Origin of the sequence: Gardnerella swidsinskii (assembly GCF_003397705.1) — a bacterium.
Classification (GTDB): domain Bacteria; phylum Actinomycetota; class Actinomycetes; order Actinomycetales; family Bifidobacteriaceae; genus Bifidobacterium; species Bifidobacterium swidsinskii.
The window spans coordinates 227,966-244,176 of record NZ_QJVB01000001.1 but is presented as its reverse complement, the minus strand read 5'-3'; the positions used below and the strand labels follow the sequence as shown (position 1 = coordinate 244,176).

The following is a 16,211-nucleotide window of genomic DNA, read 5'->3' as shown; positions in this document are numbered from 1 at the left end:
AAACTTTTTAATACTGTTATTAAGCATAATAAATTGCGTTTTGCGTGGTGAAAATAGCTACGAAATATTACGATAGTATCTATGACTGAGTTGAGGACACTACGTGATTCGCAAGACGCTGGGGAAAGCGTATCTACTTGGACGAATCCTTTGCGCGATCCGCGTGATTTGCGTTTAGCTCGCATTGCGGGTCCGTGCAGCCTAGTAATTTTTGGCATTACTGGCGATTTAGCACGCAAAAAACTTATGCCAGCAGTATATGATTTAGCTAATCGCGGGCTTTTGCCTCCAGGATTTGGTTTAACTGGTTTTGCGAGACGCGATTGGACGGATGAACATTTCGTAAACTTTGTGCGCGAAAATATTGAGCAGCATTGCAGAACGCCATTTCGTGAGTCAACTTGGATTAATCTCGCTAAAGGCATACGTTTCGTACGCGGCACCTTTGACGATGCGTCCGCGTTTGAGCGTTTAAGCAAAACAGTGAACGAACTTGATCGAGACAGAGGTACTCGCGGAAATCACGCTTTTTACATGTCTATTCCGCCTTCCAGCTTCCCAGTTGTTGCCCAACAGCTTGCAGCATCAGGTCTTTCGCACTCTTCTGAGCATGCTTGGCGACGCGTAATTATTGAAAAACCTTTTGGCCACGATTTAGCAAGCGCACGAGAATTGGATCGCGTCGTTTCTGAAGTTTTTGATCCTAATTCTGTATTCCGAATTGACCATTATTTAGGCAAGGAAACTGTGCAAAACTTGCTGGCTTTCCGCTTTGCTAACGCAATGTACGAGCCGATCTGGAACGCAAATTACGTCGATCACGTGCAAATTACGATGGCTGAAGATATTGGCATTGGCGGAAGAGCCGGATACTACGACGGAATCGGTGCTGCTCGTGACGTGATTCAGAACCATTTGCTTCAACTTATGGCTCTTACTGCTATGGAAGAGCCTGTAAGCTTCCGCGCTAGCGATTTGACTGCTGAAAAAACAAAAGTATTATCTGCAATCCGACTACCTCAAGACTTGGCTGCCAACACTGCTCGAGGACAGTATGCAGCAGGATGGCAGGGCTCTTACAAAGCTGTTGGATACTTGGAAGAACAAGGCATTGATCCTCAAAGCACTACTGAAACGTACGCTGCAGTGCGACTTGACGTTGATACTCGCCGTTGGGCTGGAGTTCCGTTCTACTTGCGAACCGGAAAACGTTTAGGCAAGCGCGTTACGGAAATTGCTGTTATTTTTAAGCGCGCTCCGCATTTGCCGTTTGAGTCTACTGCTGTGCGCGAACTTGGCAGTAACGCTATTGTGATTCGAGTTCAGCCGGATGAGGGCGTTACTATGCGTTTCGGCGCAAAAGTTCCTGGCGGCACAGCTATGGAAGTTCGAGACGTTTCTATGGACTTTAGTTACGGACGCTCTTTTACTGAAAGTTCCCCTGAAGCTTACGAGCGATTAATTCTTGACGTACTTCTTGGTGAACCACCGCTATTCCCAACTACGCAAGAAGTAGATTTAAGTTGGAAAATTCTTGACCCTATTGAGGAATTCTGGAGTTCGCTTGGCACACAACCGCAACCGTATCGCGCTGGAACGTGGGGTCCAGCAGAAGCTGATGCTATGCTTGCTCGAGATAATCGCCATTGGAGATTGCCATGATTATCAACCTTCCTGATACCAATACAAGCAAAATTGCAGCAAAAATCGACGAATTGCACGAAGAGCGCGGCGAATCCGCTACTGGTCGAGTGCTCACTTTGCTTATTGATACAACTCTTAAAGAATTAGAGCATGCACTTGATGCAGCAAACGCAGCTAGTCGCGAGCATCCTTGCCGAGTTATTGCAATGGTTCGAGATTGGTCTAGCGAACACGCTGCTGAGCGCGGTGAAGTTGTGCCAAATCTTGATGCTCAAGTGCGTTTTGGCGCAGATGCTGGAGCTGGTGAAATTATTATTTTGTATCCGCACAACGGTTTAGTTCGTCATCCGGATACGCTTGTTATTCCACTACTCGTGCCAGATGCGCCGATTGTTGCATGGTGGCCAACAAACGCTCCTGAAGATCCTGCTCACGATTTGCTTGGAGCTATGGCAAGTAGCAGAATTACTGACGCACAGCGAGCAGACGATACTCTTAAAACTGTGCAAAACTTGCGCAAAAACTGGTCTCCGCAAGATGCAGATTTGTCTTGGACGCGTTTAACTCCTTGGCGCGCGTTACTTGCTTCTATGCTCGATCAACCTCCACATTTGCCTATTCTTAGCGCGAAGATTGTGGGTCCTACTCATTACGTATCTTTGCACTTACTGGCAGCTTGGCTTAAGAGTAGCTTGCATGTTCCTGTAGAAATAGTTGAAAATCCTGAAGCTCAAGCTATTACTTCCGTAACTTTAGAACGCGAGGATGGCACATTGTCACTCACTCGCCCTGCTGGCGGAGATCAAGCTTTGATTAGTCTGCCTGGACAGGCTGCACAACCTATTGCGCTTCCTATTCGCACTCTGGATGATTGCTTAAGCGAAGAATTGCGACGCATTGATCCTGACGAAATTTACGCGCAGTTGGTGCGAGATAATCCTGCAGAAAATGCGTGAATCATTACGTGAAACAATTCGTGAAACATTTTCAATGGCATAAAAGGAACAACTATGACAAATAATGAAGTTACTTTTGCGCATAACGCAAGTATTTACGGATACGATAATCGCGATGTGCTTGCAGCTGTTGCAGCCCAACGCTTGGTGACTCTTATTATGGAATCACAGAATGATGTGCAAAATCTCAATAAACCATTCCATTTACTTCTTACTGGTGGCACAGATTCAATACGCATGTTCCAAATGCTTGCTAGCAATCCACTTTTACCAGCAATTAATTGGAATTTAGTGCATATTTGGTGGGCAGATGAGCGTTTCGTAGCTTATGATAGCGAGGATCGCAATGCACGCAAGGCTCGCGAAATGTTTCTTAACTTACTTACTTCTAACAAAGCTTTGGCAGAATCTCATATTCACGAAATGCCTGCAGATGAGCGTAATGCGGAGGAAATTGCAGCAGCCAGCGACGCTGAAAATGACGCTATTTTAGATGCTGCAGCGCGCGACTATGAGGAAGAAATTGTGAGCATACTTGGCAAAGAGCCAGTGTTTGATTTAGCAATTCTCGGTATGGGGCCGGATGCGCATATGGCTTCACTTTTCCCAGGATTACCGCAGGTTAATAATCGCGATCGCATTGTTGTTGGAGTAAATCACTCCCCTAAGTTGCCGCCTATGCGCTTAACTCTTACTGTTCCTGTATTAGCTCACAGTCACTGCACTTGGTTTTTGACTGCCGGAGCAGAAAAGGGCGCTGCTTTAATGAATTCACTTTCGGGAGCTAATAATCCTGAATATCCTGCGTCTTTTGCAAACGGAACAGACGAAATCTCTTGGCTAACCACCGCAGAAACTTTGCAAGCTGCAATTAAGTAGCTTTCATAGCTTTCTAGCAATATGCATAATATTCAGCAAGTCAAAGATTAAATGCGCTACACAAATTGGCGCAAATGCGAAAATAGCGTGTTCAAAACATGGCGCATTTGGGAAAATCGACCCCTAAAAACATGGCGCATTTGGGAAAATCTGCTTGACAAAATATGTCGCATTTGGGAAAATCTTTATAAAACCGTTGAAATTACAAGGAAAACCGCACTCGGCAACACTTGAACAAATCAAGCGCAAATTTGTAATAAAAGAAAGAGCACAAAAATCGCATGTTTGATAGAAAAATATACAAAGAAATGCTGAAATGGAAGCATGAATATGCGCCAAATTATGCGCTTTTTCTTAAAGGAGCAAGACGAGTTGGCAAAACAACATTAGCTGAAAAACTTGGCAAAGAAGAGTATAAGTCTTATATTCTTATTCGTTTCGATCAAACCGAAGAAGACATTAAGCAACTTTTTATAAACAGTCTAAGAGATTTAGATACTCTATTTAACACAATACAGTTAGCTTATAATACCAGACTTTATAAGCGAGAATCTCTTATAATACTTGACGAAATACAACTATTTCCGCAAGCTCGGCAAGCAATAAAAACTCTGCTTGAAGACGCTCGCTATGATTACATTGAAACAGGCTCACTTGCTTCTATTACAAAGAAAAGCAAGGATATTCTCATACCCTCAGAAGAGTACACGCTAGAAGTACTTCCACTTGACTATGAAGAGTATTTATTAGCGAACAATAACAACATGATTTTCCCTACTATTAAAGATCACTTTGAATCACTTAAACCTATGGGCAGTATGCACCAGAGCATAATGAAGTCTTTTAGAGAGTACATGTTGGTTGGAGGAATGCCACAAGCTGTTCAAGCATATGTTGATACAAAAGATTTTGCGAAGGTTGACTTTGCTAAACAACAAATAATCAATCTTTATAAGCAAGATATGCAAGACCAGGAAGAAGAAAACCCTAGTTACGTAACTAATTTTTTCGATAGAATTCCAGCAGAGCTTTCCAAACATGACAAACGTTACATGCTATCTCACGTAGATTCCAACGCGCGCATTAAAGAGTATAGGGATCCAATACGCTGGCTTGAAGAAGCGATGATAGTAAACATTGCAAACAGCGTTGAAGATCCGAGTGTAGCTTTGAATCTATCTACTATCAATCCTTCTTTCAAATGCTACATGATGGATACAGGACTCTTAACTTCGTTAGCATACAAAGATAAGCCTTACCTAGAAAACGAACTTTATAAGGCAATTCTGCTAGACAAATTACACATTAATGAAGGAATGATAATAGAAAATATTGTCTCACAGTGCCTAAAAGCAAATGGACACAACGCGTATTTTTACAAAAAAACAAATACCAATACCAAAAAGACAGTAATGGAAATAGATTTTCTCTTAAGAAAAAATAACAAGATTATTCCGATAGAAGTAAAATCTGGCAGCAGTAAAAATGTAAAGTCAATTACAAACTTTATGGAAGCTTTTAGTAAAACCAGCAGCGAAGGAATCGTGCTTCACCACGGAGAAATTAAGCGCGAAGGCAAACTGCTTTACCTACCGTACTACATGGCTTCTGTATTGTAAAAAGAAAGCGTCGCATGCAGAATAACAACGCATGTGACGCTTTTTACATAATTGACATTTTAAATTTTATATATACACTTTTACATGCACTAATCTTGCTTTACTTCTGGGCGATTAGGATCTGCCCACAAAGTGTGGAATACGCCTGGCTCGTCAATACGACCGTAAGTATGAGCACCGAAGAAATCACGCTGAGCCTGAATAAGCGAAGCCGGCAAACGCTTAGAACGCAAACCATCGTAGTATGCAAGCAAGCTAGAGAATGCTGGCACAGGCACACCATGCTCCACCGCACGCGCAATAACCCTACGCCAAGCAGCTTGAGACTTTTCAATTGCAGCCTTAAAGTACGGTGCAAAAAGCAAAGAAACGCTTGCTTCACCGGACTCAAAAGCCTCGGAAACGCGGTTCAAGAACTGAGCGCGAATAATGCAGCCGCCTCGCCAAATACGAGCAACTGCAGCCTGGTCAATCTTCCAATCATGCTCAATTGCAGCAGCAGCAATCTCGTCGAATCCCTGAGCATAAGAAACAATCTTAGAAGCGTACAAAGCTTGGCGAATATCCTCAATAAACGCCTTACGCTCAGCATCATTCAAATCAAAATGCACATCCGGACCAGTCAAACCTTGACTTTCGGCAGCTTCTCGCAAAGCAACCTGACTGGAAAGTCCGCGAGCAAACACGGCTTCAGCGATACCCGTAACTGGTATGCCAAGCGAAAGCGCAGATTGTACAGTCCAAGTACCAGTGCCCTTCATGCCAGCATGATCCACCATCATCTCAACCAAAGGCTTACCAGTCTTAGCATCCTTCTGGCGAAGCACATCCGCAGTAATCTCAATCAAATAAGAATCAAGCTCGCCCTTATTCCACTCGCTAAACACATCCGCGATTTCGTCGGACTTCATGCCCAAACCGCGAAGCATTAAATCGTAGCTTTCGGCAATAAGCTGCATATCCGAGTACTCGATGCCATTGTGAACCATCTTCACAAAGTGACCAGCACCATCGGTACCAATATGCGTTACGCAAGGCTCACCTTCAGCAACAGCAGCAATAGACTTCAAAATAGGACCAAGAGTCTTCCAAGATTCCTCAGTGCCACCAGGCATCATCGAAGGACCACGCAAAGCACCTTCTTCGCCACCAGAAACACCGCAACCAACGTAATGAAGACCACGCGCACGAATGTCACGCTCTCTGCGAATCGTATCTTCAAAATAAGAGTTTCCGCCGTCGACGATAATATCTCCAGGCTCCATAGCATTTGCAAGTTCTTCAATAACAGCATCCGTAGGAGCACCAGCTTTTACCATAATGATTGCGGTGCGCGGACGCTTTAGAGAAGCCACAAATTCTTCAACAGTTTTTGAAGGCACAAAAGCGCCTTCACTGCCATGCTCATTCATTAAAGTTTCAGTGCGCGAATAATGACGATTGTAAACAGCTACTGTATTCCCATGATGCGCAAGATTACGCGCTAAATTCGAACCCATGGCAGCCAAACCAACAACACCAATATTTGCCTGAGCTTGAGTCATAATGACACCTCTTATCTTGTACTTGTTTTGTTATTTGCACGCATGCTTTGCGCACCCAAGCAATCTGCATTATCTACAAAATACACAATTTTTTATTTTGCGTTACGCCCCTTCAAGAAACGCACTTAATAATTTTATAGGCGGATATGCACAAGGCTTAACAATGTGCAAGTTGAGTAGTTTCAAATATAAATTTTGTGAAATAAATTACATTTTTAATCGTTAAAACTAAGCTCATATTTACTTCATAAAACACGACACGCTTACAAACACGCTATTTTTAGCTATTTTAATAATAACTATATATAGTGTTTACACAGTCGACACACCACTATAAATAGTGCTTATTCAGAGTAAGCTAACTACTTGGCTTTTGTCGATACAACACGGAATTGCAAAATTCCCCATCACCAGAGGAGATTGAAATGACTATCACAGTGTTTACTAAACCTCATTGCCCACAGTGTGATGCAACTAAGCGACAGTTCACAAAACTTGGCGTGAACTTCGAAACTGTAGACTTGTCAAAAAGCCCCGAATCACTCGAACAGTTAAAAAATGCAGGATACCGTCAAGCTCCAGTAGTCATTGCTCCTGACGCATCCTGGAGTGGGTACCGTCCAGATTTAATTGCGCAAATTGCGGATAAACTCAGAACTTCCGCAGAGACAGCAAAAGAAGCATAAGAAATGTGTGAGCAAGAAAATATAACACAACAAAGCGAACCAGAATCTAGCGCACAAGGCGAATCAATCGGAGCTGTAGTCTACTTTTCCTCAGTTTCGGAAAACACGTTAAGATTTGTGCAAAATTGCGATTTTCCAAGCAATAACGTGAACGTATATCGCATACCGCTTCGTCCTAAAGAGCCGGAATTAAACGTGCGCGAACCGTACGTTTTGATTGTTCCAACTTACGGCGGTGGAAATATTGCGAAAGCAATACCGATGCAAGTTCGCAAATTCTTAAATAATCGCGAAAATCGTTCGTTTATTCGCGGAGTAATTTCTTCCGGAAATACGAATTTTGGAGAAGCATATTGCGCTGCAGGTGATCAAATTGCAGGAAAGTGTGGAATCCCAAATATGTACTCGTTTGAACTTACGGGAACTGCAGAAGATATAGAAAAAGTAGCGCAGGGCATACCGAGATTTTTAAAACAACTCAAAGAAACAGAAGAAACAAAATAAACAAAACAAACGAAATAAGTAAAAGAAACAAAACAAAAAGCATTTAAAAAAGCAAAAATAACGCATGAAGAAAGGAACAAACCCCATGAATAGCACGGATCCGATGAGCGAATCTACTTCGCTTAATCTTGATCACACTGATTCTGCAAGCGCAACTGCCAGTACAACAGCAGAGCGCATCCGCAACAGCCGCGACTACCACGTTCTTAACGCTATGCTCGGTCTTTTTGACCCAGAAAAAGGCATTCAGTTTGATAAAGATCAAGAAGCAGAAAAGCTTTACGTTTCGGGTTACGTGCAAGAACATAGCATGAAGTTTGCTTCCACTCGCGAGCGCTTGACTTATTTGATTGACAACTATTACTACAACGGTAACGTATTCAACAAATACAGCGATGAATTTCTCGATAAATTCTACGAGCATGCGGAAGCCGCACGCCACACTTTTGGCACATTCTTGGGTGCTTTTAAGTTCTACACTTCTTACGCTTTGAAGACTTTCGACGGCAAGCAGTATTTGGAAAACTTCGCTCAGCGCGCAGCTGCTGTTGCATTGGAACTTGCAGATGGTGACGAAAAAGCAGCGACCAACTACTTAGACGAAATGCTTGCAGGCCGCTTCCAGCCAGCCACCCCAACGTTCTTGAATCTTGGTAAAGCTCAGCGCGGCGAAGCTGTGAGCTGCTTCCTCGTGCGTTTGGAAGATAACATGGAGTCTATTGCGCGCGGAATTAATTCTGCTTTGCAGCTTTCTAAGCGTGGCGGCGGCGTGGCTCTGCTTCTTACGAATTTGCGCGAACTTGGCGCTCCTATTAAGCGAATCGAGAATCAGTCGAGTGGCGTTGTGCCTGTTATGAAGCTTTTGGAAGATTCATTCTCTTACGCTAATCAGCTTGGCGCTCGACAGGGTGCAGGTGCAGTGTATATTAGCGCGCATCACCCAGATATTATGCGTTTCCTCGATACTAAGCGCGAGAACGCAGACGAGAAGATTCGCATTAAGTCGCTTTCTTTGGGTGTTGTGATTCCAGATATTACTTTCGAGCTTGCTAAGCGTAAGGAAAAGATGGCTTTATTTAGTCCTTACGATGTTGAGCGCGAATATGGCAAGCCTTTTGCAGATATTTCTGTTACCGAGCATTACGATGAGATGGTTGCAAATCCTCGTATTCACAAGAAGTACATCGACGCTCGCGAATTCTTTATGACGATTGCAGAAATTCAGTTCGAGTCTGGCTATCCTTACATTTTGTTTGAGGATACTGTGAATCGCACGAATCCTATTGAGGGTCGCATTACTATGAGCAACTTGTGCTCAGAGATTTTGCAAACTCAGGAAGCAAGCACTTATAACGCCGACTTGTCTTATAGCCACGTTGGTCGCGATATTTCTTGCAATCTTGGCTCTCTTAATATTGCTAAGGCAATGGATGGCGACTTGGGCACAAGCGTTGATTTGGCTGTGCGTGCGCTCACTTCTGTTTCGGAGCATACTTCGATTGATTCCGTGCCTTCGATTCGTCGCGGTAACGCGGAAGGTCACGCTATTGGCTTGGGTCAAATGAATTTGCACGGTTTCCTTGCTCGCGAGCACATGCAGTACGGAAGCGAGGAAGCTCTTGACTTTACAGACATGTACTTTATGACGATTGCGTACCACGCTTATAAGGCTTCTCACGCTTTGGCTGTAGAGCGCGGCCACGCTTTTGCAAACTTTAAGACGAGCGCTTACGCTAAGCCTGCAGGAAAAGGCAACTACTTCGATAAGTACACAGATGGCAGCCGCTCACTTGAGCCTAAAACTCAAAAAGTTCGCGATTTGTTTGCCCGTTTTAACGTTGCGATTCCAACCGTCAGCGATTGGGAGCAGTTGCGCGACGAGATTTTGAGCGACGGAATTTACAACGAGTATTTGCAAGCTGTTCCTCCAACTGGCTCAATCTCGTACATCAACCATTCCACAAGTTCAATCCACCCGATTGCTTCTCGCATTGAGATTCGCAAAGAAGGCAAGGTTGGACGCGTCTACTACCCTGCCGCATACATGACGAACGACAATATGCAGTACTTTAAGGACGCCTATGAGATTGGCTGGAAGGCAATTATTGACACTTATGCCGAAGCAACTCAGCATGTGGATCAAGGATTGTCGCTTACTTTGTTCTTCCCAGACACTACGACTACTCGCGATTTGAACAAGGCTCAGATTTACGCATGGCGTAAGGGCATTAAGACTCTTTACTACATTCGTATTCGCCAGAAGGCTTTGGAAGGTACGGAAATCGAAGGTTGCGTAAGCTGCACGCTGTAAGTCGTAACGCTGTGAATTTTTCGCACGCCAAATCAAAAACTTAAAAATTTTATAAAACGTAAACACAGAATCAGGAGTAATAATGACAGAACTCAGCCCAACCGAGCTTAGAAGTAGCCTCGATAAGCCTTTCGGCACAAATCGCGTAATCGCAGATGACGCTATGATGGCAGCTTCTATCACACCATCTCAGTACCGCTGCCATCACGGATCGCGCGTACGCCCAGTTAATTGGAATAATATTGTTGACGACAAGGATTTGGACGTTTGGAATCGCCTTATTGCTAACTTCTGGCTTCCAGAAAAGGTTCCGCTGAGCAACGATATTCCTTCTTGGCGTTCCCTCACCGATCTTGAGCGCAAGACCACTACTCGCGTTTTTACAGGCTTGACTTTGCTTGATACCAGCCAGGCAACTATTGGCGAGCTTTGCCAGATTGAGCACGCTCGCACGGAGCACGAGCAGGCTATTTACACGAATATTGCTTTTATGCAGTCGATTCACGCTCGCTCCTACTCCTCTATTTTCTCTACTCTTTGCTCTAGCGAGGAAATTGACGAAGCTTACCGTTGGGCTGTTGGCAACGATGTTTTGCAGCAGCGCGTCACCACTGTGCTTTGCGAGTACGAGAGCGAAGATCCACTTAAGCGCAAGATTGCTGCAACTATGCTTTCTTCGTTGCTTCTTTACGCGGGATTCTATCTTCCGCTTTACTTTGCTTCTCGCGGCAAGATGATGAACACTGCCGATATGATTCGCTTGATTTTGCGCGATAAGGCAATTCACGGCTATTATTCGGGCTACAAGTTCCAGCGCGGTTTGGAGCTTAGAAGCGAGAACGATAAGAAGAATCTTGAAAAGTTCACTATGAACTTGCTCGACACTTTGTATGATCTGGAAGTTGAGTATTCTGGTCAGATTTATGAAGGATTTGACTTCCACGATGACGTTTTTGACTTCGTGCGTTACAACGCTAACAAAGCTTTAATGAACCTTGGCTACCCTGCTAAGTACAGCGAAGAAGAAACTCACGTAAGCCCAGAAATTCTCGCTGCTCTTTCTCCTGCAGCCGACGAAAATCACGACTTCTTCTCCGGCTCTGGTTCCAGCTACATTATGGGCAAATCAGTTGAAACCGACGACGATGATTGGGACTTCTAATCAAATAGTTGATTTACTAACTGATTTGCTGAATAACTGAATAACTAACTGATTGGTTAACTAATTAATTTAATTAGTTAACCAATTTTAATTTAGTTAGGTTAATTATTGCAGCTAAATAGAGTCTATATAAAAAGCTAAAAAGTCAGAAAGCAACACAGGTCACTCAGCCTCTATGGTACACTATGTGAAAAGGAACTGGTCTTGTTGATTCGTTTATGCAAAAATCGGCAGCGATTATCACTTCCTACTCATGCTCAAACCAAGATTTTTGAACTGAACTGAGCAGGCACTAAAGTTGGAGTTCAAATTTATAAAGATGACTAACATCCGTTAGACGCATCTACAAGAAGAAAGAAAGAAATCCATTTATGGGGAAAATGACTTATAAAAAATTACTTTGTGTTGTAGTGCTCTTCAGCTCGCTAGTGGGGCTAGCAGCCTGCGGTAACTCCGAAGCAAACAAACCAGTACCAACAAAAATAAGCCGTCATTCTACCAAAAAACATTCAAAACCAATCAAAAAAGCCTCAAAAAAGAAAATCGCCGAAGCTTTTGTAAAGGGACAAGAAGGGACTTTGGAAGCCCTAGGTGAAACTAAACGCGTTATTTGGGACGCTTATCCTGATCAGTTGGCTTACGTTAAAGATGCTTTCTATCACTGGACTCTTCAAGACGACTGGTTCCAGGTTAACACTGGCCATTATATGGTTGTAGACCGTTTGAACAGTTCAGGCATCTTATTAAAGAAACTCCAAAAAGGCATGCCAGTTAAATTAAACGGCAAAGATTACAAAGTGGCGGATTATAAAGACTTTGAGGGTGGCGGAAGCTCGGATAAGTTGCTAAAAGTATTCAAAGAGTACGTTGAGCAATTCCCTAAATCTGCTTACTTTATTCAAACTTGTCTCGATGCCAGAACTTATGGCGGACAACGTTTAGTAGTTCTTGATGTAGCAAAATAGTAAACGATTTAGCAATATAACTTAGATTAGTTTCCAAATTTTGTTGTCTTGAAAATATTGCCTGTGTATCGACGAGGTTGATGAACAGGCAATATTTTTTAACTAATTACGCGATTATATCGCGCAACTTTAATTGCATAGTCGCTATGGTATACGAGTTATCGTGGCAAAAATTGCAAAATTAGCAAAAACTGTCACGATAACTTGGTATGTCACGCATTTGCTGGTTCTATTGCAATGCGTCCACCTAACGCTTGAACAACTTTCGCAATAGTTTGAAAGCTAGGATTGCCATCTCGTCTTAGGCTTTTGTAAAGGCTTTCCCTTCCGACCTCAGCTTTTTGAGCAATCTCTTTCATGCCTCGAGCTTTTGCAATATCGCCTATAGCAGCTTGCAACAAGCGAGGATCGTTAAGTTCTGCTGCAGCATTGAGATACGCAATAACATCATCATCGTCCTCAAGATACTCACTCGCATCCCATTTACTTATATTTACCATTTTTTCTCCTCAATTAATTGTGCGAGAAGTATCTTCGCTTGCTTAATATCTTTACTTTGACTACTTTTATCTCCACCAGCAAGTAATAGCATTAGTTTTAAGCCTTTTTGTGCAAAATACACACGATACCCTGGTCCAAAAGTGAAACGCAGTTCACTAATACCATTGCAAACTGGATGTAAATCACCTACTGGCTTACCTGCAATTTCACATAATCTCAGTCTCGCGTTAATTCGAGCTTTAGATTGAGTATCGCGAAGTTTTTCATCCAATTGCGATACTCATCTGTTTTAAGTATCTCCATAAAAGTATTTTATCCTGTAGGATACAGTTTTGCAATATAAGTAAACAATCATATCAGTTATCGTGACAGTTTTTGCTAATTTTGCAATTTCTGCCACTATAACGTATGTGTTTGGGTTGATTTTTGCAGCATAAAATTTCTACTGAGCCAAAAATAACAATTACAAGTATTGCCAATTTTACTGTGTCGCTAAAAATAGTTACAGCTGATTACATGACAGTATTTTTTTATTACACTGAGACCCATTGCACAATTTATTTGTGCAGCAAAATAGCGTTTTAAGTAAAGGAGTTATGCGGTGAAGTGCTTAGCAAAGACAGTAGCTGCAGTAGTTACAACAGTGACAATGTGTCGCAACCAGTGGTAGGTAAATCATTATGAAAAAGCAAATCTTGGCTTATTTTAAGCGACTTATCAAACGAGAAGCTACTTATATGCCGTTAACATTTATTGGCTTGCTTGGAATTTTTGCAATATTTAGTGGCAATACAATTGCTTACCTTTCATCTCCAAATAGGTGGATTGAAACATTTGTTTTTACACTTATTGTTGCTTTTGCACGTGCCTTTATACCTGATGATCGTTATTGAACAATTTATTTCATGAAGATTAGCGAAATGCACACAGCACTTCGCTAATCTTCTATTTCATATTTTCTAAGTTATATTACGGTAGATTTTAATCCTATTTGGTTGTTTTTATTTATCAGTAACTTTTCGGTTGCTGTCTAAGATGCTAATATGCAATATTCATAGATTACATTAAGAAGAAGGAATGTCATGAGTCAAGATTTTGGAGTAAAAAATTGGAATCCATCTGCTGCAGCAAATATTAGTAACGATGACGATAATCTTTCTGAAGAAGATTTTGATAAATTGGCTGCAGAGCTTGAGCAATTCTTTACCAAGTATGTAGTGTTAGAAAATAATAAGTTTGTAGTTCATGACGATGCGATTATTGCCGATGGTTATGAAGAATATTTAGAAGGCTTTCACATCTTAGCAGAAAAATTCACTGCTGGTCTTGAAGAGGACAGGTAGCGTAAATTAACCACGATAAAGCGAGAGTCTGATTGATACTAGTTTAGCGGAATAACAACATTGACCAACCATGCATCATCATCTTTTTGCGCGTTTAAAGATCCACCTAAACGTTCCACGGATTTTTTGTGGAATAGTAGTCCTTTGCCAAAAACAAGTCTTCCACCAAACTTATTCGACAACGAATTCATACACATTATTTTGCATTCTCGCTCATCAACAGTAACGTTCATAGAAAAGTCAACGCTAGTACTGCAATGCTTACGAATATTAGTAAGCAACTCACTGCACATGCGAATAGCACATTGAGCTTTTTCAGTACTAACAGTTGCAGATGCAGCAAAATCACCACTCCCCGAACTTTTATCAACCACTGTTAGAGAGCCATAGTACCCAAGCTGCTCACAAATTTGCCGTTCAGCCTGTAAACGCGCACGAATATTGCATAAGAAATCAGCCAAATTCATGCAATCATTGCTATTAGAACTATAAACAAACTGCGTACTAGCAATATTTGAATCTAAAGAATCATCATACTTTTGTTCAGTTTGCTCAAGTAGGCTGATAACAAGTCTCGCTTTGGAAAGTGCATTACGCGAATGTTCAATAATCTGCTCTAACGATTCTTTTGTATGTTCATTGTTCTCAGCATATAAAGCATCCGTTGCAAGCAGTGTAATATCCGTAATCTCATTGTTCACATCGTCATGCAATTGCAACGCAACCGACGCAATATAAGACTGGAACTTACTCCGTACAATATCCATTTTTGCGCGATTATTTTCTTCCAACATGTTCAAATATTTGCGCAAAACGTAACCACAAATCATGGAAATAAGAATAAAACAAGGAAAAGTAAACGGAATGTACGCCATTTTTGCAAAGTACATAATATTCAGCGAAACTATGTACGCACAAAGCAAATACTTCCACGAATCATAAAAGCCTGCAACAAACATGCTAGCAATCAGCGCAAAAAGCACGCAAGTTGCATTTACACCTGGTACTGTTAACGTTACGCAATACAAAATCGGAGTTACGAGTGATACTTGACGCGGAAAAGCAATCAAAAGAAATATTGCAAACATCCAAACGTATTGACACGCAGATTGCTGCGGGTTATGCCACAGCCCAGCTGTATTGCACGATTGCACATCCATTGACACTACAAGAATCGCCAATATTATGAATAAAGTTCGCTGAATTTTCCAGCTTTTAACCAACTCAATAACGCGCGAAAATGTTTTCATTAACATGCGTTATCCGTTTCTTGAGAAGGATTCGGATGACTCTGCGGCGAATTATTAAAATATTGCAGATTGCTAGTTTGCTCACGATTTTGCATTGCAGCAAACGCGGACATTGCTTGCACTCGGTTAGAAACATGCAATTTTTTGTAAATCCTATGAATATGCGTGTTAATAGTGTTTGGCATAAGACCAAGTTGAGCCGCAACCTGATTTGTTGTGCAACCTTTAGAGAGCAGATCCATGATTTTTAGTTCTTGAGGCGGCAAAACGCTACGCGACCTTGATTTAGAAAGCCTAATAAAAGATTCTTGCGGAGTAGCAAAATCGTAAGCAACATCTTTAACACATCGGCAGCCATACACCTTCTGATTATCGCAATATTGCAAAGCTTCTGCTAACCCTTTGAAATTGTCTTTAGCAACCATTGCCTGCCCACCAACTTGCGCAACCATCGAAGCGTAGGATCTACAATCGTACGAAGTCATGCCAATTAAAACAATATTGCTGTTTTGTTCACGAATTGCGCGTATTACCTCTACTCCAGACATGTCTTTCATTGACATATCTATCAGAATATAATCCGGAGTAGTTTTTGTTACTTGGCAATATTTCAAAGCTTGCACGCCTGATTTTACGCACCATTTGCACACGTACTCGCTTGGCAAAAGCTTGCTGAGCACGTTTCGCATAACCGCTAAAACTAGCGGGTCGTTATCTACTATTGCATACGTTTTTTGCATAATGGCTTTCTTGCAATCTTATGCTACTTTCCTTATATTCTACTTTATAAGCATGCGCAAAGTAGGGCAAATCGTGTAGTAAAAAATGATTACAAGTACTGCGCGTA

16 protein-coding genes are annotated in these 16,211 nt (G+C 42.0%); 11 read left to right on the top strand and 5 right to left on the bottom strand.

The window, feature by feature from the left end:
* Nucleotides 1–81: 81 nt before the first annotated feature.
* The 4 genes from zwf to D0T18_RS01095 all read left to right on the top strand — a co-directional run bounded on the left by zwf (nt 82) and on the right by D0T18_RS01095 (nt 5,098).
* On the top strand, nt 82–1,662 hold the full coding sequence (zwf, locus tag D0T18_RS01115) for a glucose-6-phosphate dehydrogenase (protein WP_012913784.1): 1,581 nt from the start codon (nt 82–84) through the stop codon (nt 1,660–1,662).
* Nucleotides 1,659–2,600, top strand: a complete 942-nt coding sequence (locus tag D0T18_RS01110; RefSeq protein ID WP_004109831.1) for a glucose-6-phosphate dehydrogenase assembly protein OpcA — start codon at nt 1,659–1,661, stop codon at nt 2,598–2,600. The genes zwf and D0T18_RS01110 overlap by 4 nt, the downstream gene beginning before the upstream one ends.
* Nucleotides 2,601–2,654: 54 nt before the next feature.
* Nucleotides 2,655–3,479, top strand: a complete 825-nt coding sequence (gene pgl / locus D0T18_RS01105) for a 6-phosphogluconolactonase (protein ID WP_116440326.1) — start codon at nt 2,655–2,657, stop codon at nt 3,477–3,479.
* Nucleotides 3,480–3,760: 281 nt separating this feature from the next.
* Entirely contained in the window at nt 3,761–5,098 is a 1,338-nt protein-coding gene (locus D0T18_RS01095; protein ID WP_004109838.1) for an ATP-binding protein, read from the top strand.
* Between the two features lie 89 nt (nt 5,099–5,187).
* Here D0T18_RS01095 and gndA read toward each other — a convergent pair whose 3' ends face one another.
* A complete protein-coding gene (gndA, locus tag D0T18_RS01090) occupies nt 5,188–6,642 on the bottom strand; it encodes an NADP-dependent phosphogluconate dehydrogenase (protein ID WP_004109841.1) in 1,455 nt (484 codons plus the stop codon).
* 425 nt (nt 6,643–7,067) lie between these two features.
* On the opposite strand from gndA, the gene nrdH reads away from it, so the two are divergent.
* The 5 genes from nrdH (at nt 7,068) to D0T18_RS01065 (ending at nt 12,270) form a co-directional block, all read left to right on the top strand.
* Nucleotides 7,068–7,328, top strand: a complete 261-nt coding sequence (gene nrdH, locus D0T18_RS01085) for a glutaredoxin-like protein NrdH (protein WP_102155485.1) — start codon at nt 7,068–7,070, stop codon at nt 7,326–7,328.
* Nucleotides 7,329–7,331: 3 nt separating this feature from the next.
* Nucleotides 7,332–7,832, top strand: a complete 501-nt coding sequence (gene nrdI, locus D0T18_RS01080) for a class Ib ribonucleoside-diphosphate reductase assembly flavoprotein NrdI (protein ID WP_004109846.1) — start codon at nt 7,332–7,334, stop codon at nt 7,830–7,832.
* Nucleotides 7,833–7,917: 85 nt separating this feature from the next.
* Complete coding sequence (gene nrdE / locus D0T18_RS01075) at nt 7,918–10,143, top strand: class 1b ribonucleoside-diphosphate reductase subunit alpha (RefSeq protein WP_102155486.1); 2,226 nt, start codon at nt 7,918–7,920, stop codon at nt 10,141–10,143.
* A gap of 82 nt (nt 10,144–10,225) precedes the next feature.
* Nucleotides 10,226–11,305, top strand: coding sequence for a class 1b ribonucleoside-diphosphate reductase subunit beta (gene nrdF / locus D0T18_RS01070; protein ID WP_116440325.1), 1,080 nt, complete (start codon nt 10,226–10,228; stop codon nt 11,303–11,305).
* A gap of 371 nt (nt 11,306–11,676) precedes the next feature.
* Nucleotides 11,677–12,270, top strand: a complete 594-nt coding sequence (locus D0T18_RS01065) for a hypothetical protein (RefSeq protein ID WP_041160459.1) — start codon at nt 11,677–11,679, stop codon at nt 12,268–12,270.
* A gap of 212 nt (nt 12,271–12,482) precedes the next feature.
* Here D0T18_RS01065 and D0T18_RS01060 read toward each other — a convergent pair whose 3' ends face one another.
* Both D0T18_RS01060 and D0T18_RS01055 read right to left on the bottom strand, forming a co-directional pair.
* Complete coding sequence (locus tag D0T18_RS01060; protein WP_004109873.1) at nt 12,483–12,770, bottom strand: addiction module antidote protein; 288 nt, start codon at nt 12,768–12,770, stop codon at nt 12,483–12,485.
* Nucleotides 12,764–13,042, bottom strand: coding sequence for a type II toxin-antitoxin system RelE/ParE family toxin (locus D0T18_RS01055; protein ID WP_004109878.1), 279 nt, complete (start codon nt 13,040–13,042; stop codon nt 12,764–12,766). The genes D0T18_RS01060 and D0T18_RS01055 overlap by 7 nt, the downstream gene beginning before the upstream one ends.
* Before the next feature lie 409 nt (nt 13,043–13,451).
* On the opposite strand from D0T18_RS01055, the gene D0T18_RS01050 reads away from it, so the two are divergent.
* Both D0T18_RS01050 and D0T18_RS01045 read left to right on the top strand, forming a co-directional pair.
* Nucleotides 13,452–13,664, top strand: a complete 213-nt coding sequence (locus tag D0T18_RS01050; RefSeq protein WP_076002593.1) for a hypothetical protein — start codon at nt 13,452–13,454, stop codon at nt 13,662–13,664.
* 189 nt (nt 13,665–13,853) lie between these two features.
* Complete coding sequence (locus D0T18_RS01045) at nt 13,854–14,114, top strand: hypothetical protein (protein WP_012913776.1); 261 nt, start codon at nt 13,854–13,856, stop codon at nt 14,112–14,114.
* Nucleotides 14,115–14,152: 38 nt separating this feature from the next.
* Here the strand turns inward: D0T18_RS01045 and D0T18_RS01040 are convergent, their stop codons facing one another.
* Together D0T18_RS01040 and D0T18_RS01035 are read right to left on the bottom strand one after the other, a co-directional pair.
* Nucleotides 14,153–15,370, bottom strand: a complete 1,218-nt coding sequence (locus D0T18_RS01040; RefSeq protein ID WP_116440324.1) for a sensor histidine kinase — start codon at nt 15,368–15,370, stop codon at nt 14,153–14,155.
* Nucleotides 15,364–16,104 carry a response regulator transcription factor gene (locus D0T18_RS01035; RefSeq protein WP_103013776.1) on the bottom strand — a complete coding sequence of 247 codons (741 nt, stop codon included), beginning with the start codon at nt 16,102–16,104 and terminating at the stop codon, nt 15,364–15,366. Before D0T18_RS01035 ends, D0T18_RS01040 begins: the two co-directional genes overlap by 7 nt.
* Nucleotides 16,105–16,211 lie beyond the last annotated feature (107 nt).

What these genes read in the sequence shown, in the direction of transcription:
- pgl (WP_116440326.1), top strand. Translation starts at nt 2,655, where the DNA reads ATGACAAATAATGAAGTTACTTTTGCGCATAACGCAAGTATTTACGGA.
- nrdE (WP_102155486.1), top strand. Translation starts at nt 7,918, where the DNA reads ATGAATAGCACGGATCCGATGAGCGAATCTACTTCGCTTAATCTTGAT.
- nrdH (WP_102155485.1), top strand. Translation starts at nt 7,068, where the DNA reads ATGACTATCACAGTGTTTACTAAACCTCATTGCCCACAGTGTGATGCA.
- nrdI (WP_004109846.1), top strand. Translation starts at nt 7,332, where the DNA reads ATGTGTGAGCAAGAAAATATAACACAACAAAGCGAACCAGAATCTAGC.
- zwf (WP_012913784.1), top strand. Translation starts at nt 82, where the DNA reads ATGACTGAGTTGAGGACACTACGTGATTCGCAAGACGCTGGGGAAAGC.
- D0T18_RS01045 (WP_012913776.1), top strand. Translation starts at nt 13,854, where the DNA reads ATGAGTCAAGATTTTGGAGTAAAAAATTGGAATCCATCTGCTGCAGCA.
- D0T18_RS01035 (WP_103013776.1), bottom strand. Translation starts at nt 16,104, where the DNA reads ATGCAAAAAACGTATGCAATAGTAGATAACGACCCGCTAGTTTTAGCG.
- D0T18_RS01040 (WP_116440324.1), bottom strand. Translation starts at nt 15,370, where the DNA reads ATGTTAATGAAAACATTTTCGCGCGTTATTGAGTTGGTTAAAAGCTGG.
- gndA (WP_004109841.1), bottom strand. Translation starts at nt 6,642, where the DNA reads ATGACTCAAGCTCAGGCAAATATTGGTGTTGTTGGTTTGGCTGCCATG.
- D0T18_RS01050 (WP_076002593.1), top strand. Translation starts at nt 13,452, where the DNA reads ATGAAAAAGCAAATCTTGGCTTATTTTAAGCGACTTATCAAACGAGAA.
- D0T18_RS01060 (WP_004109873.1), bottom strand. Translation starts at nt 12,770, where the DNA reads ATGGTAAATATAAGTAAATGGGATGCGAGTGAGTATCTTGAGGACGAT.
- nrdF (WP_116440325.1), top strand. Translation starts at nt 10,226, where the DNA reads ATGACAGAACTCAGCCCAACCGAGCTTAGAAGTAGCCTCGATAAGCCT.
- D0T18_RS01095 (WP_004109838.1), top strand. Translation starts at nt 3,761, where the DNA reads ATGTTTGATAGAAAAATATACAAAGAAATGCTGAAATGGAAGCATGAA.
- D0T18_RS01110 (WP_004109831.1), top strand. Translation starts at nt 1,659, where the DNA reads ATGATTATCAACCTTCCTGATACCAATACAAGCAAAATTGCAGCAAAA.
- D0T18_RS01065 (WP_041160459.1), top strand. Translation starts at nt 11,677, where the DNA reads ATGGGGAAAATGACTTATAAAAAATTACTTTGTGTTGTAGTGCTCTTC.